The 20,988-nt window shown below is 66.0% G+C and carries 19 protein-coding genes; 11 read left to right on the top strand and 8 right to left on the bottom strand.

Features of this window, described 5'->3' with window-relative positions:
- Positions 1–55 precede the first annotated feature (55 nt).
- The 6 genes from Q0105_RS14545 (at position 56) to ubiD (ending at position 4,740) form a co-directional block, all read left to right on the top strand.
- Positions 56–1,000, top strand: coding sequence for a U32 family peptidase (locus tag Q0105_RS14545; protein ID WP_298212852.1), 945 nt, complete (start codon positions 56–58; stop codon positions 998–1,000).
- A 17-nt stretch (positions 1,001–1,017) separates the two neighbouring features.
- The gene (locus tag Q0105_RS14540) at positions 1,018–1,638 is read left to right on the top strand and encodes a hemolysin III family protein (protein WP_298212851.1); all 621 of its coding nucleotides are present in this window, start codon (positions 1,018–1,020) and stop codon (positions 1,636–1,638) included.
- 9 nt (positions 1,639–1,647) lie between these two features.
- Complete coding sequence (locus tag Q0105_RS14535) at positions 1,648–2,184, top strand: SCP2 sterol-binding domain-containing protein (protein ID WP_298212850.1); 537 nt, start codon at positions 1,648–1,650, stop codon at positions 2,182–2,184.
- A complete protein-coding gene (locus tag Q0105_RS14530; RefSeq protein WP_298212849.1) occupies positions 2,181–2,591 on the top strand; it encodes a putative zinc-binding protein in 411 nt (136 codons plus the stop codon). Before Q0105_RS14535 ends, Q0105_RS14530 begins: the two co-directional genes overlap by 4 nt.
- Positions 2,584–3,189, top strand: coding sequence for a UbiX family flavin prenyltransferase (locus tag Q0105_RS14525; RefSeq protein ID WP_298212848.1), 606 nt, complete (start codon positions 2,584–2,586; stop codon positions 3,187–3,189). Before Q0105_RS14530 ends, Q0105_RS14525 begins: the two co-directional genes overlap by 8 nt.
- A 63-nt stretch (positions 3,190–3,252) precedes the next feature.
- On the top strand, positions 3,253–4,740 hold the full coding sequence (gene ubiD, locus Q0105_RS14520; RefSeq protein WP_298212847.1) for a 4-hydroxy-3-polyprenylbenzoate decarboxylase: 1,488 nt from the start codon (positions 3,253–3,255) through the stop codon (positions 4,738–4,740).
- A 162-nt stretch (positions 4,741–4,902) separates the two neighbouring features.
- Here the strand turns inward: ubiD and Q0105_RS14515 are convergent, their stop codons facing one another.
- Positions 4,903–5,226, bottom strand: a complete 324-nt coding sequence (locus tag Q0105_RS14515; RefSeq protein ID WP_298212846.1) for a hypothetical protein — start codon at positions 5,224–5,226, stop codon at positions 4,903–4,905.
- A gap of 1,460 nt (positions 5,227–6,686) precedes the next feature.
- Positions 6,687–7,418, bottom strand: a complete 732-nt coding sequence (locus tag Q0105_RS14510; RefSeq protein WP_298212845.1) for an SOS response-associated peptidase family protein — start codon at positions 7,416–7,418, stop codon at positions 6,687–6,689.
- Between the two features lie 184 nt (positions 7,419–7,602).
- On the opposite strand from Q0105_RS14510, the gene Q0105_RS14505 reads away from it, so the two are divergent.
- Positions 7,603–8,895 carry an acyl-CoA dehydrogenase family protein gene (locus Q0105_RS14505; protein WP_298212844.1) on the top strand — a complete coding sequence of 431 codons (1,293 nt, stop codon included), beginning with the start codon at positions 7,603–7,605 and terminating at the stop codon, positions 8,893–8,895.
- A gap of 103 nt (positions 8,896–8,998) precedes the next feature.
- Entirely contained in the window at positions 8,999–9,562 is a 564-nt protein-coding gene (locus Q0105_RS14500) for a DUF3617 domain-containing protein (RefSeq protein ID WP_298212843.1), read from the top strand.
- Here Q0105_RS14500 and Q0105_RS14495 read toward each other — a convergent pair.
- The 3 genes from Q0105_RS14495 to Q0105_RS14485 form a co-directional block, all read right to left on the bottom strand.
- The gene (locus Q0105_RS14495) at positions 9,546–10,709 is read right to left on the bottom strand and encodes a diguanylate cyclase (RefSeq protein WP_298212842.1); all 1,164 of its coding nucleotides are present in this window, start codon (positions 10,707–10,709) and stop codon (positions 9,546–9,548) included. The two genes, Q0105_RS14500 and Q0105_RS14495, sit on opposite strands and share 17 nt — an antisense overlap.
- 146 nt (positions 10,710–10,855) lie before the next feature.
- Positions 10,856–11,617 (bottom strand): 16S rRNA (uracil(1498)-N(3))-methyltransferase, encoded by a 762-nt coding sequence (locus tag Q0105_RS14490; protein ID WP_298212841.1) that lies wholly within the window; start codon positions 11,615–11,617, stop codon positions 10,856–10,858.
- 94 nt (positions 11,618–11,711) lie between these two features.
- On the bottom strand, positions 11,712–12,803 hold the full coding sequence (locus tag Q0105_RS14485) for a phosphotransferase (protein WP_298212888.1): 1,092 nt from the start codon (positions 12,801–12,803) through the stop codon (positions 11,712–11,714).
- Positions 12,804–12,969: 166 nt separating this feature from the next.
- On the opposite strand from Q0105_RS14485, the gene Q0105_RS14480 reads away from it, so the two are divergent.
- From Q0105_RS14480 to rsmA, 3 genes are read left to right on the top strand one after another with little or no spacing between them, the layout of a single operon-like run.
- Complete coding sequence (locus Q0105_RS14480) at positions 12,970–15,381, top strand: LPS-assembly protein LptD (protein ID WP_366145930.1); 2,412 nt, start codon at positions 12,970–12,972, stop codon at positions 15,379–15,381.
- A gap of 4 nt (positions 15,382–15,385) precedes the next feature.
- Positions 15,386–16,822, top strand: a complete 1,437-nt coding sequence (locus Q0105_RS14475; RefSeq protein ID WP_298212840.1) for a peptidylprolyl isomerase — start codon at positions 15,386–15,388, stop codon at positions 16,820–16,822.
- Between the two features lie 55 nt (positions 16,823–16,877).
- Complete coding sequence (gene rsmA, locus Q0105_RS14470) at positions 16,878–17,657, top strand: 16S rRNA (adenine(1518)-N(6)/adenine(1519)-N(6))-dimethyltransferase RsmA (protein WP_298212839.1); 780 nt, start codon at positions 16,878–16,880, stop codon at positions 17,655–17,657.
- Positions 17,658–18,156: 499 nt separating this feature from the next.
- Here rsmA and Q0105_RS14465 read toward each other — a convergent pair whose 3' ends face one another.
- The 3 genes from Q0105_RS14465 to Q0105_RS14455 all read right to left on the bottom strand — a co-directional run.
- A complete protein-coding gene (locus tag Q0105_RS14465) occupies positions 18,157–18,582 on the bottom strand; it encodes a barstar family protein (RefSeq protein ID WP_298212838.1) in 426 nt (141 codons plus the stop codon).
- A gap of 139 nt (positions 18,583–18,721) precedes the next feature.
- Positions 18,722–19,129, bottom strand: coding sequence for a ribonuclease (locus tag Q0105_RS14460; protein WP_298212837.1), 408 nt, complete (start codon positions 19,127–19,129; stop codon positions 18,722–18,724).
- Between the two features lie 155 nt (positions 19,130–19,284).
- Positions 19,285–20,988: phosphate acyltransferase (locus Q0105_RS14455; protein WP_298212836.1), on the bottom strand; the 1,704-nt coding region annotated here is incomplete at its 5' end.

Here is a 20,988-nt window from a genome sequence, read left to right as displayed (position 1 = left end):
CAAGCGAGCCGCTTTGAGCCCGAAACACCACGATAAAAATGACGGAGACCACTCCATGAAACTCTCCCTCGGCCCGCTGTTGTATTACTGGCCCCGCGACACCGTGCTCGCCTTCTACGAAGCCATGGCCGCCACGCCCGTGGACGTGGTCTATCTGGGCGAGACCGTGTGCTCGCGCCGCCACGAGCTGCGCCTGGACGACTGGCTGGCACTGGCGCGCATGCTGCAGGAAGCGGGCAAGCAGGCGGTCTTGTCCAGCCAGGTGCTCATCGAGTCCAGCGCCGACGTGGGGGTGATGCACAAGATCACTGGCAATGGCGAGTTTCTGGTCGAGGCCAACGACATGGGCGCCGTCAGTTGCCTGGCACGCGCAGCGCCCGGGCCGCAGGCCTTCGTGGCCGGGCCGCACCTGAACCTGTACAACGCGAGCTCGCTGCAGTGGATGGCGCAGTTGGGCGCCACCCGCTGGGTGATGCCGGTGGAGATGTCGCAAGAAGCGCTGGCCGCCATGCTGGCCCAGCGCCCGCGCGGTGTGGAGACCGAGGTGTTCGCCTACGGGCGCATGCCGCTGGCCTACTCGGCCCGCTGCTTCACCGCGCGCCACCGCAACTTGCCCAAGGACAACTGCCAGTTCAGTTGCCTGGAGCATGCCGACGGCCTGCCGCTGCGCACGCGCGAGAGCGAGGGCTTTCTGGTGCTCAACGGCACGCAGACCCAGTCGGCCCGTGTGTACAACCTGGTCAACGAACTGGCGGCGATGCGCGCCAGCGGTGTGGACGTGCTGCGCCTGAGCCCACAGGCGCAGCACATGCCACAGGTGATTGCCGCTTTTGACGAAGCCCGGCGCGCCAAGGCCCCCGATGAGGCACCGGGCGAAGCCATCGACCACGTGGAGCGCATGCAGCCGCTGATGCCCGACCTGCCCTGCAACGGCTACTGGTTCGGCCGCCCCGGCCTGGAGCAGGGCCATGTGGGCGGCACGGCTGCGGCCCGGCCTTGATGGGAGGACGGGCCGTCATGTACCACGGAGAACGTTTCAACAGCATCAGCCACCTGGTCGGCGCCCTGCTGGCCACGGCGGGCACGGCCGTGCTTGTCACGCTGGCGGCGCGCCTGGGCGACCCGTGGAAGGTGGTGGCCTTCAGCATCTACGGCGCCATGCTGGTGGCGCTGTATGCCGCATCCACCGCGTACCACAGCGTGCGCGGGCGGGCCGCCAAGGCCAGGCTGCAAAAGCTCGACCATTGCAGCATCTACCTGCTCATCGCGGGCAGCTACACGCCGTTTGCGCTGGTGTCGCTGCGCGGGCCCTGGGGCTGGACGCTGTTTGGCGTGGTGTGGGGCCTGGCCCTGCTGGGCATCGTGCAGGAGATCTGGTGGGCGCGTGGTGCGCGCGTGTTATCGCTGGTGTTGTATGTGCTGATGGGCTGGCTGGCGCTGGTGGCCGTGGTGCCGCTGTGGAACGCGCTCACGCCCGGCGGCTTTGGCTGGCTGCTGGCGGGCGGGGCCTTCTACACGCTGGGCATCGTCTTCTACGCACTGGACCACCGCGTGCGCCACGGCCATGGGCTGTGGCATCTGTTTGTGTTGGGCGGCAGCGTCTGCCACTTTTTTACCGTGCTTTTCTACGTCGCCTAAGAAGCTGCCATGACCATGTCTCCCCACTCCCCTTCGTCGGATTTTTTGGTGGTGCCCGCGCCTGTGGGCGCGGTGCTTGCGCGCTTGCCCGCCTACCCTGGCTCGTTGTTGCTGGTGACCGCGCTCAACCTGGCGCTGGCGCGGCATCTGCCCGCTGATGTGGGGCGCCTGCTGCAGCACAAGAAGATGCGGGTGCAGGTGCGCGACGCGCGCCTTGCGTTCGACTTCGCCTGGACGGGCCAGCGTTTTGCGCCCCATGCCCCGCTCGTTGCGCCCGCCGTGGCGGACGTCACGCTCAGCGCCACGGCGCATGACTTTTTGCTGCTCGCGCAGCGCAAGCAAGACCCGGACACCCTGTTCTTCAGCCGCCGCCTGTCGATGGAGGGCGACACCGAGCTGGGCCTGGTGGTGAAGAACGCGCTCGATGCCATCGAGCTGCCCGTGCTCGACCCGCAGCAGTGGGTCGATACGCTGCACCCACGCCAATGGGCGCACAAGCTGGCACCCAGCGCCCTGCGAGCGCGCTTCTTCGGAGGCCAACCATGACCATCACCACCGCCCCTGACCATCCCCTGGTCTATTCCTGCTCGGGCTGCTCCAGCGCCGCGCAGCTGGCTAACCACGTGGCGCTGCAGCTCGACCGGCGCGGCGTGGCCGAGATGTCGTGTATCGCCGGTGTGGGCGGCGACGTGCCACACCTCATGAAAACCGCGCGCTCGGGCCGCCCCATCATCGGGCTCGACGGCTGCCCGCTGGTGTGCGTGAAAAGCACGCTCGCGCGCCACGGCATCGTGGCCGGGCGGCACTACCAGTTGCAGCAGTACGGCGTGAAAAAACGCGCCCATGAAGACTTTGACCCGGTGCAGGCCGCGCTGGTGCTGGAGCAGGTCGAAGCCGACCAACTGGCGCAGCCCCTGCGGCGGCCGGTGGCTGCGGAGACCGCACATGGCTGAGCCCGAACCTTCACCCCCCCTGCGCCGCATCATCATCGCCATCTCGGGCGCCAGCGGCGCCGTGTATGGCGCACGCCTTTTGCAGGTGCTGCAAGGGCTGCCCGGCGTCGAGACGCACCTGGTGGTATCCGACGCGGGCTGGCGCAACCTGCACCACGAGCTCGACATGGACCGCCCCGCTGTTGAGGCCCTGGCGCACCGCGTGCACGACGTGAACAACGTGGGGGCGGCCATCGCCAGCGGCTCGTTCGACTGCCATGCGATGGTGGTCGCGCCCTGCTCCATGCGCACGCTGGCCGCCATCGCACACGGCCTCGGCGACAACCTGCTCACCCGCGCAGCCGACGTGGCGCTGAAGGAGCGCCGCCGCCTGGTGCTCATGGTGCGCGAATCGCCGCTACACCTCGCCCACCTGCGCAACATGGTGGCCGTGACCGAGATGGGCGCCATCGTCTGCCCGCCAGTGCCCGCCTTCTACCTGCGGCCCACCACGCTGGGCGAGGTGGTGGACACCAGCGTGGCGCGCGTGCTCGACCTCATCGGCGTGGCACACCAGATCGCACCGCGCTGGCAAGGTTTGGAGTCAAATGCTCCTTAATTCATAGCTGTTTGCGCTTGTTGAATAAGCGCTAGCGGCCTATTTCATTCAAACTCTGTACCTATGGCCTACCGCGACCTGCGCGACTTCATGGCCCAGCTCGAAGCCACTGGCGACCTGCGCCGCGTGCAAGAAAGCGTCTCGCCCCACCTGGAGATGACCGCGCTGAGCGACCGCGTGCTGCGCGCGGGCGGCCCCGCGCTGCTGTTCACGCAGCCCACCGGCCACCACATGCCCGTGCTCACCAACCTGTTCGGCACACCGGGCCGCGTGGCCCGCGCCATGGGCGTGGCCGACCTGCACGGTGTGCGTGCGTTGGGCGAGCTGCTGGCCACCCTTAAGGAGCCCGAGGCCCCCAAGGGCTTCAAGGACATGCTGGGCATGGGCCAGTTGCTCAAAACCCTGTGGAACATGGCGCCCCACACCGTGGCGCGCGGCGCGCCCTGCCAGCAAGAGGTGTGGGAGGGCCCCGACGTAGACCTGGCCCGCCTGCCCGTGCAGCATTGCTGGCCCGGCGACGTGGCCCCGCTCATCACCTGGGGCCTGACCATCACGTGCGGCCCGCGCAAGGCGCGGCAGAACCTGGGCATCTATCGCCAGCAGGTGCTCTCACGCAATGAGGTCATCGTGCGCTGGCTGGCCCACCGGGGCGGCGCGCTCGACTTTGCCGACCACTGCGCCATGCACCCCGGCCAGCCCTACCCCGTGGCCGTGGCGCTGGGGGCCGACCCGGCCACGCTGCTGGGCGCGGTCACGCCCGTGCCCGATTCTTTGAGTGAATACCAGTTCGCAGGCCTGCTGCGCGGCGCCCGCACCGAGGTGGCGCCCGCGCTGGGCGTGCCGCTCTCGGTGCCCGCCACGGCCGAGATCGTGCTCGAAGGCCATATCCAACCCGATGCGAACCATGCCAGCGGCTGGCAACACGCGCTGGAAGGGCCGTATGGCGACCACACCGGCTACTACAACGAATGCGCCGAGTTCCCCGTGCTCACGGTGGAGCGCATCACCCTGCGCAAGGACGCCATCTACCACAGCACCTACACCGGCAAGCCGCCCGACGAGCCCGCCGTGCTGGGCCTGGCGATGAACGAGCTGTTCATCCCGCTCTTGCAAAAGCAGTTCCCCGAGATCGTGGACTTCTACCTGCCGCCCGAGGGCTGCAGTTACCGCATGGCGGTGGTGAGCATCAAGAAGGCCTACGCGGGCCACGCGCGGCGCGTGATGATGGGCGTGTGGAGCCACCTGCGCCAGTTCATGTACACCAAGTTCATCGTGGTGGTGGACGACGACGTGGACGTGCGCGACTGGAAGGATGTGATCTGGGCCATCACCACCCGCATGGACCCGGCCCGCGACACGCTGCTGGTGGAGCACACGCCCATCGACTACCTGGACTTCGCCTCGCCCGTGAGCGGCCTGGGCAGCAAGATGGGCATGGACGCCACCAACAAATGGCCCGGCGAAACGCAGCGCGAGTGGGGGCGGCCGATGCGCATGGACGAGGGGGTTACGGCGCGTGCGGACGAGTTGTTTGTGGCGCTGGGGCTGTGAGGTTCTTTGTGACGTACCGCAATCGATCGGGTAGAGCTTGTCTGAAAGGCGTTGGGAGGACCGGGGTTCCTACGCGCGCGTTCTACTAGCCAAGGAATGTACCGAAGCGGCCTTCACCATTGGATAGCGGTAATTGGTGAAAGCGGAAGCTCGACGTTCGAGTTAGGCCGCACAGCGGTAGTAGTCCTTCTCGTAGGGTGGAAGCTTTTCGAGTGGAACCCACGGGTGCGAGAAAAGCGATCTACGATCTCCTCGAATGACTGCACGCCAAATGTCTTTCATTTGACTGTCGGGTACATCGCGAAGATACAGGTTCTCTGGAAGATCCGACTCAAGCTCCTCAACGATGTCGATGTTGTCGAAGGTAATAAGCCCAGAGACTTGGGCTGTAACGGACCAATGCTCGTTGCCGATTGAGACCTGCGTGTGCTCATCGTCGGGCGTATCGAATTGCTCGTGACGAAGTTCATGCAGCAGGTTTGCCATGACGACATTTTCGTTCGCTATAGAAACATCGTCACCGTGGCCATAGCGGGTGCAATAGAAACTCATCCTGTGGTTTACATCTGAGTTAGCCTGCAAGCACCTTTACCTAGGTGCACCAAGCAAGTCTGCGGCAAGATTCTGTGCCTCCTCCAAAGCTGCGTTCGGTAGGCACACTGTGAGTTTGTCACCCAGCACTCCGGCGACGCGCGCGTAGACAACAACACGTTCATTCACAATGACCGCAAGCATTGAACCGAGGTTTGCTTCAGTCCATCGACGCATCGTGCCCGCGCCTTCTGTCGAGAAGGTCAATCGAACTGAAGGCTCTTCGGGACCCAGCCCAACTCCCTCGCAATCCCAGGATGCAATAGCGCTGATTATTTGCTCTCCAGTTAGAAGGGCTGTACTGTCAACCCAAACGGGCGAGTCTCCTCCTCGTCGGGGCAGTTGTCTCATTCCCGGCCGAGAAGTGTCACTCGCCGAAGCAACCTGAAGGCTAGCTCTAGGAGGTCCCTCACGCGGAGCGCTAACCTGACGCCGAGATTCTTTCAGGATCGTCGCGAGTCGATCGACCCGCTCCCAAGCTTCAACTGGAACTTGCACGACCCAACATGTGCTCGCCAAGTACGCGGAGAACTCGCGTCGCTGTGTTGCAGCAGTCGTGGGCGTCTCAATTTGATATGACACCGTCACCTCTCTGTCGGAGAGATAACTACGCTTGCTCTCGATCGCTCGTACTTGTGAAATTCGCCAACCCTTTCGCAGTTGCTCACCTCCTGCCAAGAACCGACCCACCAACTCTTGGTCAGACGCTGTTGCTATTCGCTGCTGCGTCCAGTCTGACCCGAGAAGTCGATTTCTGAATTGCGCAGAATCGGGAGAGTATCTGTCGTCAACAATCTGCTGAAGGCGAGAGCGATACTGCTTGAGGTTACGAGGCTGAATGAGTTCGACAGTTCGCACAGCATCTTCGACGCTCCAACGCGCGAACGTGACAGCGGCTTCTTCGGCGCTCTTCATGCAGACGTTAGCAGCGCTGGAGAAGGTCGCGCCGATCGACATGCCCAACCCGATCCCGGTTTTGAGAATGACTGAGGAATGCCACATGACTTGATTCTGCTGGTTAACGTGATGTATCCCGCAAAACCTGCGGAATGAATTGGGCCGTGCGGGATATTCTGAACACAGATTTCTCCTGAAGGTGGCTTGTAGTCTGAGTTCGCGGGCGTTGGGCTGTGGGAATATTCAGGTATAAAAATTCCGCAAAACCGGACGAACTCCAACTGCGCAAACTATACCGAGCAAGCCTACGCGCAGCTCCAATGGCCTGTTTTCGAATACGAGCCGGCCCGGGTCGTGACGGATTGCTTTGGAAAAATGGTGATCACCGTGGGCTCTTGGTCAATAGATAGCCGCCAACTTGGCCGGGCGAGACAAGGTTCAGCCCCCACTGCAGGGGCTCACTCCAGCCACCCCTTGGGCACCTTGTCCGCCTTCTTCTCCACCGGGTTGGCCGTGAGCCACTGCGGTGCGTACTGGCGCATGAACTCCTTGGCCTTGTCGGGCCGGGCCGTGAGCCAGGCGTCGTACGCGCCTTCGTTCAGGATGGCGGGCATGCTCTTTTCGCTGCCGGGCGGGCCGTAGCGGTGCAGCAGCGCGTGGTTGTTGGCGTTCACGGTGAGCAGGCAGTAGCTCACGATCACCTCGCCGTCGCTCCCCTGCCAGCGTGCCCACAGGCCGGCCACGCCCATGGGTTTGCCGTCCACGCGGGCGATGCGCGTGGGCACGGCCTTGCCGGAGCGCCAGTCATCCTCATAGAACGCCACCATCGGCACGATGCAGCGCTGGCCGTTCAGCCACGCATCGCGGAACGCGGTGCCGGTGGAGGCCAGGTCGGATTTGGCGTTGACCAGCTTGGGCGCGCGCAGTTTGGCGTCGGACGCCGACTTGACCCAGTGCGGCACCAGGCCCCACTGCGCGGGCACCAGCACGCGCGTGGTGTCGGCACCGGCATCGGCTTCTGGCGCTGCGCCTGAAGGCTGGGCCAAGGCCGTTGCGGTGGCCACATGCACGACAAAGCCGCCCGGCTTGCGTGGCCATAAGTGGCGTTCGAGCGGCACCGCCGGGGGCTCAACCGCGAAGGCCTCGCGGTAGCTGTCGGCGGGGTGCAGGGTTTCGTAGTGGGTGCTCATCGGGCGATGGTAACTGCGCAGCAGGGCGGTTAAAGAAAAAACAGGCGCTAGCGCTTTTCCTTCAAGCACTAGTAGCTATAAAATCAATAGCAATTGTGCGCTTCCCATCAGGCGCCGTGACTTGTATCAAGCCCGGTGTCGCCTGCGTTGTGACATGCCCACGTGGCATTTTCACAATGGCCGCATGGACTTCGCACCCTCGCCCCTGGCCCGTGACATGCTCGCACGCCTCACCGCGTTCATGGACCGCTATCTGCTGCCCTACAACGCCGCTTGGCATGCGGCCGTGCAGGCGGGCGACTACCCGCCGCCGTTCGTGGAAGACCTGAAGGCCCTGGCGCGCGAAGAAGGGCTGTGGAACCTGTTTTTGCCCACGCTGCGCGAGGACGAACCGGGCACGCGGCTGTCCAACCTCGACTACGCGCCGCTGGCCGAGGCCATGGGCCGTTTGCCCTGGGCCGCAGAGGTCTTCAACTGCCAGGCACCGGACACCGGCAACATCGAGCTGCTGCACCGTTTTGCCACGCCCGCCCAGCGCGCGTTGTGGCTGGTGCCGCTGCTACACGGCCAGATGCGCTCGGCCTTTGCGATGAGCGAGCCCGACGTGGCCTCGTCCGACCCTACCAACCTGCAGACCACGGTGCGGCGCGAGGGCGATGACCTGGTGCTCAGCGGCCGCAAGTGGTTCATCACCGGCGCGGCGCACCCGCGTTGCAGGCTGCTTATCGTGTTGTGCCGCAATGCGGATGCGCAGGACAGCACCAGCAGCCATGCGCGCCACAGCATGGTGCTGGTGCCTGCCGATGCGCCGGGCCTGCACATCGTGCGCAACATCAGCGTGCTGCACCACCACGCCCCCGAGGGGCATTGCGAGGTTTTGCTGCAGGGCGTGCGCGTGCCCGCCGATCACCTTTTGGGCGACTGGGGCGCGGGTTTTGCGATGGCGCAGGCGCGCCTGGGGCCGGGGCGGGTGCACCACTGCATGCGCAGCATCGGCCAGTGCGAGCTGGCGCTTTCTCTGGCCACCGAGCGCGCGCTGGAGCGCACGGCGTTCGGCAAGCCGCTGGCCGAGCAGGCCAATGTGCAGGAGTGGCTGGCAAAGGCGCGCATCGAGATCGACCAGGCGCGTTTTCTGGTGCTGCACGCCGCCTGGCTGCTGGACCAGGGCGCTGCGGCCGATGCCCGCCAGGTGCGCGCCCAGGTTGCGGCCATCAAGGTGGTGGCCGCACGGCTGCAGCAGCGCGTGGTGGACCGCGCCATGCAGATCTTCGGCGCCATGGGTCTGTCGCCCGACACGCCGCTGGCCGCGTTCTGGACCTGGGGCCGTGCGCTGCGGCTGATGGACGGGCCTGATGAAGTGCACCTGCGCACCGTGGCCCGGCACGAGCTGGCCCAGGCGCGCGCGCGGCTGGGGGAATCGGCTGCCTGGTTCACCACGCCCGAGCAGATGCGCGCGCCACCACATTTGCGTGCGTGAGAAGCTTTTCACGGTCCGAGGCACTACCCACCGTTCGGGCCATTGGCAGGACGGCGTGGTGTGGTGATACTGGGCGCCTTCACATTGCCTGGAGGGCCTTGCCATGAAAATTTCAGCCATTGCCGTGACGACCGCCGTTGCACTGCTGCCCGGCGCCGTGGGCCTGGTCTACGCCCAGACCCAGAAAATGCGGCCGGGGTTGTGGGAGCACAGCGTGTCGATGAAGAGCCAGAGCGGCCAGATGGAGGCAGCCATGGCGGAGATGCAGAAATCCATGGCCAACATGACGCCCGAGCAGCGCAAGCAGGTGGAACAGATGATGGCGCAGCAGGGCGTGGCCATGGGCGCGAAAGGCAACACGAACACGGTGAAGGTGTGCATCAGCCCCGAGCAGGCCGACCTGGACCGCATCCCGCCGCAGGAGGGCTGCACCCAGACCGTCAAGCGCACCGGGCCGAGCTCCATGGCCATGAGTTTTCAGTGCAAGGGCTCCAAGGGAGAGCCGCCCACCACGGGCGAGGGCACCATGACGTTCAGCGGCCCCACGGCCTACACGGGCCAGTTCAAGGTCAAGACCACCATGAACGGCAAGCCCGATCAGCTCGACATGGCGCAGACGGGCAAGTGGCTGGCGGCCGACTGCGGCAACCTCAAGCCCGCGCGCTGAACCCCGCGGCCCCCGCCGAGCGGTGGGACACATTGGGCGCCACCACCACCCGATTGCGCCCGAGGGCCTTGGCGGTGTAGAGCGCCTGGTCGGCGCGCTCCAGCGTGTGCAGCACGGTGTCGCCCGCAATGTGCAATGCCAGGCCCGCCGACACGGCCATGCGCACCGTGCCCTTGGCGTGTGGGATCTCCAGCGCCTCCACTGCCTGCCGGATGCGTTCGAGCAGTTCGCGGGCGTCGTGCATTTCGGTGTCGGAAAGCATCAGCACGAACTCCTCGCCGCCCCAGCGGGCCAGCACATCGGTGTCGCGCACGCTGGCCAGCACGGTGCCTGCAAAGGCCTGCAGCGCACGGTCGCCCATGGCGTGGCCATGCCGGTCATTGATGGGCTTGAAGTGGTCGATGTCGAGCTGCGCCAGCAGCAGCGGGCGGCCGTTGCGCTGGCTGCGGCGTTGTTCCAGCTCCATCAGGTCGACCATGGCGCGGCGGTTGAGCAGGCCGGTCAGCTCGTCGCGTGTGGCCAGCTCGCGGTTGACCTCCAGCGCCTGCGCCAGGGCCTCGCGCTGTTGGCGCAGCCGCGAGCGGATGCGCTGGATGCGCAGGTTCAGCGAGATGCAGCCCCCAAGCACGATCATCACCATCAGCGCATAGGCGGTGTCGAGGTAGCCAAACGGGGTGGCGCTGAGGCGGGTGGTCGCTCCGATGGCGCAGGCAAAGGCCAGCAGCGCGTAGATGCCGATGCCGATCACCTCGGCCACCGTGAGGCCGAAGGTGCCAAAGAACAGGATCATGGCCAGCACGCTGGGCACCAGCCCGCGTGCCTCGCCCGCCAGCACGTAGGCCACGGCGCCGCTGGTGATGGTCCAGACCATCTGGGGAATGGTGAGTGAAGGGTCGCGCAGCCCTGCGGTGGCGCCTGAGCGGACGAAGGCCGCCATCATGCCCACCCCACCCACCGACAAGCTCGCCCACCACAACACGGACTGCATATCCACCGCTGCGCTGAAATACGCCACCAGCAGCATCACGCCCGCGCTGCTGACCATCAGCAGCAACGCCAGCAGGCTCATGCCCACCAGCGTGCGCCGCCGTGGGTCGGTGGAGAGAATCACATCCCTGAGGCGTTGCCAGCGGGAGGGGTGACGCAAGATGGCAGGCTCCTGCTAAAGGTGGGGCCGCGCGGGGGGTGCACGCGGGAAGGCCGGCAGCGGGGTGGCCGCGTGCCGGTCGCGCATTCTAGGGCGCAAGAGGCCCAGGGGACAACCCTGCCTTTTTCCGGAATGTCAACACACTTTTACCGCAGGGTGAGCGCTGCCAGGGCGGCCAGCGGCGCGGTTTCTGCGCGCAGCACGCGCGGGCCCAGCGTGACGGGGGCAAAGCCGTGTTGCTGGGCCAGGTCTTCCTCGGCGCTGCTGAGCCCGCCTTCGGGGCCCGAGAGGAACAACACGGGCCGCTGGCCCTTGTCGGATTCGGCGGCCTGGTGCAGGGGCAAGGTGCCGGGGCGCAGCGACAGCAACAGGCGCAGTGCAGCGTCTGTTGTAGCGGTGGCCGATGCCGCGTGCGTGCGCACCCAGGCGGCGAGGTCAATGGCGCCGTGCACCACGGGCACGCGGTTGCGGCCGCATTGCTCGCAGGCGGCCACGGCCACGGCCTGCCAGTGGGCGATTTTCTTGTCGGCGCGTTCGCCTTTGAGCTTGAGCACGCTGCGCTCGGCCACCAGCGGGGTGATGCTGGCCACGCCCAGTTCGGTGGCTTTTTCCACCAGCCAGTCCATGCGCTCGTTGGCGGTGATGCCCGCGAGCAGGTGCACGGCGCGCGGCGCCTCGCGCTCGGTGGCATGGTGGGCGCCCACCAGCACGCGCACGTCGTTGCGGCCCATCTTCAGCACGGTGGCATCGAACTCGCCGCCGGGGTCGCCCGCGCCCTGGCCGCCGTGGAACAGCGTGATGCCGTCGCCGGGCTGCAGGCGCAGCACCTGCACATGGCGCGCGGCGCCAGGGGGCAGGTCCAGCTCGGTGCCGGTGGACAGAAGGGCAGGGCAGTGAAAACGAGGCATTTGCTATTAATTTGATAGCTATTAGCGCTTGATAAATAAGCGCTAGAGCCTGTTTTTATTCAAACCACTGCACATCCAGCCGTGGCGCCTGCTGTTACATGCGGCCGTATGCAAAACCTACGGCGGGCTCGGTGCCTTCGATCTGGTCCAGCATTTGGAGCAGCGGACCCAATTGGCGGTAGCGGTTGGCCGTGGCGCGGATGTAGGCCAAAAAGCGCGGCGTGTCGGCCAGGTATTTGGGCTTGCCGTCGCGCAGCGTGATCCGCGCAAAGATGCCCGCAACCTTGAGGTGGCGCTGCAGGCCCATCCATTCCACGCTGCGGTAGAACTCGCCAAAGTCGTTGCCCCAGCCGCTCGCGCTGTTGGCGCCCAGCAGACCGGCCTTGCGTGCCTTTTCCCAGTAACGCACGGTGATGTCGATGACGAACTCTTCTTCCCAGCTGATGAACGCATCGCGCATCAGGCTGGCGATGTCGTAGGTGATGGGGCCATAGACGGCGTCCTGGAAGTCCAAAACCCCCAGTGGGCCGCCGGGTTCGGCGGGCACCATCAAATTGCGGGTCATGAAGTCGCGGTGCACGTACACGTTGGGCGCGGCCAGGTTGTGGGCCACGATGGCGTTGAACGCGCTGGCCAGGGTGGCCTGTTGCTTGTCGTCCAGGGTCACGCCCCGGTGTTTGGCCAGATACCAGTCGGGGAACAGCGCCAGCTCGCGGCGCAGCAGCGTCTCGTCGTACACGGGCAGCACGCCGGGCTGGGAGGCTTTTTGCCACTGCAGCAGCACATCGGTGGCCTGCTGGTACCAGGCGTAGGCGTCCTGGGGCTTGTCGGGGTTCAGCAGCTCGATCAGCGTCTGGTGGCCCAGGTCGGACAGCAGCATGAAGCCGCCGGGTGCGTCCCAGGCCAGGATCTGCGGCACGTTCAGCCCCGCAGCCGCCATGAGGCTCTGCACCAGCACGAAGGGCTCGCAGTTTTCTTTGTCTGGCGGCGCATCCATCACGATGCGGCTCACGCCCGTAGCGCTGTCGATGCGCAGATAGCGCCGAAAGCTGGCGTCGGCTGATGCCGGGCGCAGGGTGGCGGGCAGCAGTTGCTCAGTGCCGACCAGGGGCGCCAGCCAGGCGTCGAAGGCGGCTTTGCGGGCGGCGTCAGGCCAGGTAACGGGGGGCAAGACAGCAGTCGCCATGGGCGCGCCCAGGGGCGGATGGGTGGGTGATGGGGGGAATGGGTGGCTCATGGATAATCCGATTTTACAAACCCGCTCAGCGCGCCGCCCTGGTGCCGCCCTGAGCGGGTCCTTTCATCTGCCACAGCCCCAACCGCTCCACGTGCCACGCTGCAAGCCCCCCACCGTGCAGACCTCTCTTTCCCCCCGGCCCCGGCTTGCCACGGCAAAGGCTGCGCGCCCGCCCGTGCCGCGCGCTCTGGCCTATGGCGTGGCGCTGGCCTGGTGCGGCCTGCCGCTCGCGGCCCTGGCCCAGGGCCCGGCAGCGCCCAGCGCCTGGGACGCACCGCCTGCGCTGCGCACCTCGCCCCTGTTGCAAGAGAAGATTCCGGACGCCGTGCGGCCCCAGCTCCCGGTCTTCGTGACGGGCGACCACATCAGCGGCCAGCCCGACCTCAATGCGCTCATCGAGGGCAATGCCGAGCTGCGCCGGGGCGACACCGTGATCCGCGCCGACCGGCTGGACTACAACGTGCCCGAAGACCTGGCCAAGGCCAACGGTAGGGTGCGCATCAACCGCGCGGGCAACGTGTATGAAGGCACGGCGCTGGAGCTGCGCGTGGATGCCTTCGAGGGCTTCTTCAGCGATGCGCGTTACCGCTTTTTGGCCACACAGGCGCATGGCGACGCCACGCGCGTGGACTTCACCGACCGCTACCGGGCCACGGTGCACAACGCCACCTACACCACCTGCGAGCGCGGCAACGAAGAAAGCTGGGAGCCCGACTGGGTGCTGCGCGCGGCCACCATCCACATCGACAACGAAGAAGAGGTGGGCACCGCCGAAAACGCGGTGCTGGAGTTCAAGGGCGTCTCGGTGCTGCCCATCCCCTACATCACCTTTCCGCTGTCGGACAAGCGCAAGTCCGGCCTGCTGCCGCCCACCATCGGCATCGACAGCCGCGACGGCCTGGCCTACATCCAGCCCTACTACTGGAACATTGCGCCCAACCGCGACGCCACGCTGCGCGCGGCGCTCATGACCAAGCGCGGCGCCAACCTGGGCGGCGAGTTCCGCTATCTCGAATCTGCCTACCAAGGCAAGATCAGCGCCGACGTAATGCCCGCTGACCGGCTGCGCGACCGCTCGCGCTGGAGCGCCTCGGGCCAGCACCAGGGCTTCATCGACTCCCCCATCGGCGGGCTGGGGCTGAACCTCAACCTCAACCGCGTGAGCGACGACAACTACTGGCGCGACTTTGGCCGCGCCTCCGAGCCGCTGCGCCAGCGCCTGCTGCCCAACGATGCCCTGCTGTCGTGGGGGCGCAATGACATGTCGGCCTCCGTGCGCACCCTCAAGTGGCAGACGCTGCAGGACGTGAGCTCGCCCATCGTGCCGCCGTACGACCGCATGCCACAGCTGCAATGGCGCTACACGCCCTCGCAACTGGGCGGCGGGCTGGATGCCAGCGTGGAGCTCGATACCACACGCTTCGAGGCCGCCCGTGCGCTCACCCGCCAGCCCAATGCCGACCGCAGCTATGCCATGGCGCAGATCAGCCGGCCGTTTTTGTCGCCTGGCGGTTTCGTCACGCCACGCCTGCAACTGCACGCCACGCAGTACCAGTTTGACAGCCCCCTGTCCAACGGCGACCGCTCGGCCAGCCGCGCCCTGCCCACCTTCAGCCTGGACAGCGGGCTGGTGTTCGAGCGCGAAGCTGCCTATTTCGGCCGCGGCTTTTTGCAGACGCTGGAGCCGCGCGCCTTCTACACCTACACGCCCTACCGCGACCAGAGCCGCCTGCCGGTGTATGACACGGCGGCCAACGACTTCAACTTCGCCACCATCTACACCGAGAACGCGTTCGGCGGCAACGACCGCCTGGCCGACAACAACCTGCTCACGCTGGGTGTGACCACGCGCCTGCTGGACCCCAACACCGGCGCCGAGGCCGCGCGCTTTGGTGTGGCCCAGCGCCTGCGCTTTTCGGACCAGAAGGTGACCCTGCCCGGCGGCACGCCCGTGAGCGAGCGTCTGTCCGACCTGCTGCTGGGCGCGGGCATCAACTGGACGCCGCAGTGGGGCTTTGACTCCACCGTGCAGTACAACCCCAAGACGGGCCGATCGATCCGCTCGACCATCGGCGCGCGCTACAGCCCCGGCAGCTACCGCACCGTGAGTGCGGCCTACCGTCTGCAGCGCGGCACCAGCGAGCAAGTCGATGTCGGCTGGCAGTGGCCCCTGAACGACCTGTGGGGCGACAAGGGCAAAGACCTGGGCGCGGGCCGCGGCCAGGGCGGCGGGCGCTGGTACAGCGTGGGCCGCCTGAACTACAGCCTGAAAGACCGCAGGTTGGTGGACACCGTGGTCGGCTTTGAATACGACAGCTGCTGCTGGATCGGCCGCGTGGTGCTTGAGCGCCTGCAAAGCAGCGTGACCACCTCCAACACCCGCCTGCTGTTCCAGATCGAGTTCGTGGGCTTCTCCCGCCTCAGCCTGGGCTCCAGCCCGCTGGAAACCTTCAAGAACAATGTGCCGCGTTACCAGAACCTGCGTGAACAGGTTTCGACGCCCAGCCGTTTCAGCAACTATGACTAACGCCATGAATCACCGCGCATTTGCCCTGGCCCTCGTTGCCCTGGCGTCCCTTGCCTCGCAAGGCGCCGCAGCGCAGGGCCTGCGCCCCTCGGGGGCGTTGTCGTCCGGCAAAGGGGGGTTGTCCGCTCCCTCTTCCTCCTCGTCGCCGTCGGTGCGCCCGCCCGCCGCGCCATCCATCACATTGCCCGCACCTGGCGCCAACACGGCGCCCCGCTCGGCGGACTTCATCGTGGCGGTGGTCAATTCCGAGCCCGTCACCAACTACGAAGTGCGCTCGCGCCTGGAGCGGGCCGAGGCGCAGATCGCCAAGCAGGGCGGCGCCCTGCCGCCGCGCGACCTGTTGGCCCGCGAGGTGCTCGAGCGGCTGATTCTGGAGAAGGTACAGCTGCAGCAGGCGCGCGAGGCGGGCATCAAGGTGGATGACTACGCGCTGTCGCAGGCCGAACAGGGCGTGGCGCGCCAGAACGACATGACGGTGGACCAGCTCTACACACGCCTGGCTCGCGATGGCATGTCCAAGGAGCGTTTTCGCGAGGAGCTGCGCAACCAGTTGCTGCAGCAACGCCTGCGCGAACGCGATGTGGAAGCGCGGGTGAAGGTGACCGATCTTGACGTGGACCAGTTCCTGCGTGATGAGCAAAAGGGCACGGACGTCGCGTCCATGGAAATCAACCTGGGCCATGTGCTCGTGCTGGTGCCCGAGAACGCCAGCCCCGTGCAGGTAGCCGAGCTCCAGGCACGCGCCCAACGCGCTGCCGACCGCGTACGCGCTGGCGAAGACTTCGCCGCCGTGGCGCGCGAAATGTCCGATGCGCCCGAAGGCCAGCGCGGGGGCGGCCTGCTGGGCCTGCGCCCGGCTGACCGCTACCCCGAACTGTTCGTGAACTCCACGCTGGGCCTGCCCGTGGGCTCCATCGTGGGCCCCGTGCGGTCCCCGGCGGGCTTTCACGTGCTCAAGGTGGTCGAGCGCGTCACGGCGGGCATGCCAGCCACCGTGGTGCAAAGCCATGCGCGGCACATCCTGCTGCGCACCGGCCCCCAGCTGTCCGAAACCGCCGCCGCCACGCGCCTGGCCGACTACCGCCGCCGCGTGCTGGCCCGCCAGGCCGACTTTGCCGACCTGGCCCGCGAGCATTCGCAAGACGGCAGCGCAAAGGAAGGTGGCGACCTGGGCTGGGCCAGCCCCGGCCGCTATGTGCCCGAGTTCGAACAGGCCCTGAACACCCTCAGGCCTGGCGAGATCAGCGAGCCGCTGGTGTCGCGTTTTGGCGTGCACCTGATCCAGTTGCTGGAGCGCCGCGAAGCCAAGCTCACGCAGCGCGAACAGCGCGAGATGGCGCGCAGCACCGTGCGCGAAAAGAAGCTCGACGAGGCCTATGCCACCTGGGCGCAGGAGCTGCGCGGCCGGGCCTACGTGGAATACCGCGACCCACCGCAATAAGCGGTGCGCATGCCCATCTCCCGACTCAGACAGACCAGACACAGGTAAGGCCGCGTTGAAACACATCCCCCGCAAGCGCTTCGGGCAGCATTTCCTGTCCGACAAGGGCATCATCGAAGACATCGTGCAGGCGATTGCGCCGCTACCGGGCCAGCCCATGGTCGAAATCGGCCCCGGCCTGGCCGCGTTGACGCAGCCCCTGGTGGAGCGCCTGGGGCGCCTCACCGTGATCGAGCTGGACCGCGACCTGGCCCTGCGCCTGCGGCTGCACGGGCAGCTCGACGTGATCGAATCCGACGTGCTCAAGGTCGACTTCACAGCCCTGGCGCAGACGATGCGTGAAAAGGCCGCACAGCCCGGCCTCAAGCTGCGGGTGGTGGGCAATCTGCCCTACAACATCTCCACGCCCATCCTGTTCCATCTGCTCGATCATGTGCAGGTCATCGAAGACCAGCACTTCATGCTGCAAAAAGAAGTGATCGACCGCATGGTGGCCCGCCCCGCCACGGGCGACTATGGCCGCCTGTCGGTGATGCTGCAGTGGCGCTACGCCATGGAGAACGTGTTGTTCGTGCCGCCCGAGAGCTTCGACCCGCCCCCGCGCGTGGACAGCGCCGTGGTGCGCATGGTGCCGCACGCCGAGCCCGCGCCCCTGTCGCAGCCCTTGCTGGAAGAACTGGTGCAGGTCGCCTTCAGCCAGCGCCGCAAACTGCTGCGCAACACCCTGGGCCGCTGGCTGGAAGCGCGCCAGTTCACCGGCACCTTCGACACCCAGCGCCGCGCCGAAGAGGTGCCCGTGGCCGAATACGTGGCCCTGGCACAAAAATGCTCTTGATTTGATAGCTGCTTGCGCTTGTTGAATAAGCGCTAGAGCCTGATTCTTCTGATGAAGTGCAGGCCTCAGAGGAGCCCGCTCACCCCGGCTTCGACAGGCTCAGCCCGAACGGACAGTGGAAGAGGCTGCCTGAGAGATGGACATTGCCAGCCAGATGATTGCGCCACAAGCCAAAGCAACTGGCGCGATCCAGGCCAGAGATGCCGAGCAAGGGCCGCCCCGCAGCGAGGGCATCGTCCCCCTTCCCGGCGAAGCCGAGAGAAGGGGTGAAGGCGCGAAGCGCCTCAGGGGGATGCCCCGAATTATGCGGCGCTGAGCCAATACCCGGAGTTGAACGGACTGCTCATGCGCAGCGCCATGGGGGACACGTCAACGAGCTTGTCGGTGGGCATTTTCTCGGTGGCGTCGCTGCCGCCGATCTCGATGCCCTCGACACCACCCTTGGTGTCGGTAGTCGCCTCGTTCGCCCGTTCTGCTTGGCTGGTGGATGCAGAACGGGCTACAGAAAAGAATAGAAACAGCGGAACGGAATCTTGCGGTCACCCCAGTAGTCGGCGGCGTCGCGGAAGATGTCGAGCAGCTGCTCGCGCGCTTCCTTGTCGAACTTGCCCGTGGCCGGGATCTGCTCGAGCACCACGATGAAGCCCGGCTGAGGGCCCGACTTGTGCAAGGGGTCCGTCATGCAGTCGTACAGCGCATCGAAGTTCTTGCCGAAGTGCGATGGGAAGGTGAATTGCCCGGCAATCAGGTCCAGCACGTCTTGTTTGGACTGTGCGTGGGCCAGGTTGGCGTACAAGAAATGATGACCCATGGAGGTGGCCGCGTCCTGCAGGTCCTGCACGCGGAAGGCGCGAATGGACTGCACGATGTTGGTGCGCACGCCACGCAGTGGCGCTTCCAGGTCTTTACGAAGTGGCGTCTGCATCTCCGCTACTCTTTCTTTATAAAGTCCACAAACTTCTGGCTGATCGCAAGGCCACGGTGGGCGGCCTGCGAGTGGGGGGATTCAAGGGGCGCGATGCGCACGGCCAGCTCAGTACTGGTTGGCGTGCACCGCATCGGGGTCACTCGACGATTTCGCGAAAACTGGCGTAGTGGTCGCTGGTGTAGTAGCAGGCGTCCGGCGTCCGGGGCTTGCCACCGCACACGATGCGCCGGGCTCCCCGGTTGCGCGATCCTGGCGTTCTGACGGTGTATTCGCGGTAGTAGCCCCGCTTGTGGGCGGGCAACAGCCGCTCGCGATTGCCAAAAACCGTTCCGTCCTTGTCATACGGAAAGGGCCCGCCTTCACGGATCAGCGCATAGGTTGACCGCCCCTGGGGCGGCAACTCGGCCAGTGCGATGGGAGTGGTGGACCCGCCCTCGGACGGAGTGTTCCGGGCATGTCCCGCAAGCGGGGACAGCACGAACGCAACACCCAAAACACACAATAACCCTGCTTTGCGCGCCCGGGTGGCTACAGCCTTCAGCATCAACGAAACCTTTCAGAAACTACGGGTTAACCCGAAATTTCGACCCGCTAGTGTCGCTCAACGGTCCCCAAAAAGCAAGCGTCTGCACAAAGATTGGGCAGACGCTGGGGGGCTTTGCAAGCATCAATAGTTAGTGCTTGCTATCTATTTATCGCTTACCGCAACGCGTTGGCATCTGCCACGGTGAGCGCGGTCATGTTCACGATCCGGCGCACGGTGGCGCTGGGTGTCAGGATATGGACCGGTTTGGCGGCGCCCAGCAGCACCGGGCCGATGGCGATACCGCCGCCCGCAGCGGTCTTGAGCAGGTTGTAGGCGATGTTGGCGGCATCGATGTTGGGGAACACCAGCAGGTTGGCGTCGCCCGTGAGTTCGCTGCTGGGCATGAGGGCCGAGCGGGCCTTGCCGTCCAGCGCCACGTCGCCGTGCATTTCGCCGTCCACCTCCAGCCAGGGGGCTTGCTGGCGCAGCAGATCCAGCGTCTGGCGCATCTTCACGGCGCTGGGGTGGTTGCTGGTGCCGAAGTTGGAGTGCGACAGCAGCGCTGCCTTGGGCTTGATGCCAAAGCGCATCATTTCCTCGGCGGCCAGGGCGGTGATCTCGGCCAGTTCCTTGGGGGTGGGGTCGTAGTTGACATGCGTGTCCACCAGGAACACCTGGCGCCCCGGCAGCATCAGGCCGTTCATGCAGGCATACACCGGCACGTCCTGCTCCGTGCTGTCGGCACCGCCCGCGTGTTTGCCGATCACCTGGTCGATGTAGAGCAAATGGTTGGCCGTGGTGCCCCAGGTGCCGCAGATCAGGCCGTCCACCTCGCCCTTGTGCAGCATCATGGAGCCGATCAGCGTGAGGCGGCGGCGCATCTCGATCTTGGCGACCTGCTGAGTGATGCCCTTGCGCTCGGTCATGCGGTGGTAGGTCTGCCAGAAGTCGTGATAACGGTGGTCGAAGTCGGTGTTGACCACGTCGTAGTCCACGCCTTCCTTCAGGCGCAGGCCGAATTTTTCGATGCGCTGGGCGATGATGGCCGGGCGGCCGATCAGCGTGGGGCGGGCCACCTTCTCGTCCACCACGATCTGCGCGGCGCGCAGCACGCGCTCTTCCTCGCCCTCGGCATAGGCCACGCGCTTCTTGGCGGCGGTGCGCGCGGCGTCGAAGATGGGCTTCATCGTCGTGCCCGAGGCATAGACGAAGGTCTGCAGCCGGTCGCGGTAGGCGTCCATGTCGGCAATGGGGCGCTGCGCCACGCCGCTGTCGGCGGCCGCCTGGGCCACGGCCGGGGCGATCTTCATCATCAGGCGCGGATCGAACGGCTTGGGGATCAGGTACTCGGGGCCGAACGACAGCTTCTCGCCCACATAGGCGGCGGCCACCACCTCGCTTTGTTCGGCCTCGGCCAGCTCGGCAATGGCGTGGACGGCGGCAATCTCCATCTCATCGGTGATGGTGGTGGCGCCGCAGTCGAGCGCGCCCCGGAAGATGTACGGGAAACACAGGACGTTGTTGACCTGGTTGGGGTAGTCCGAGCGCCCCGTGGCCATGATGATGTCGCTGCGCACGCTGTGCGCCAGCTCGGGGGTGATCTCGGGGTTGGGGTTGGCCAGCGCGAAGATCACGGGCCGTTCGGCCATCGTGGCCACCATCTCGGGCTTGAGCACGTTGCCTGCCGACAAGCCCAGGAACACGTCTGCGCCCACCATCACCTCGGCCAGCTTGCGCGCGTCGGTCTTTTGCATGAACTGGCGCTTGTCGTCGTCCATCAGCTCTTCGCGGCCTTCATAGACCACCCCGGCCAGGTCGGTGACGAACACGTTCTTGCGCTGCACGCCCACCTTGAGCAGCAGGTTCAGGCAGGCCAG

Origin of the sequence: Acidovorax sp. (assembly GCF_027492855.1) — a bacterium.
In the GTDB taxonomy this organism is placed as follows: domain Bacteria; phylum Pseudomonadota; class Gammaproteobacteria; order Burkholderiales; family Burkholderiaceae_C; genus Acidovorax.
Note: the sequence above shows the minus strand (reverse complement) of the source record. Positions and strands in the feature narration are given on the sequence as shown.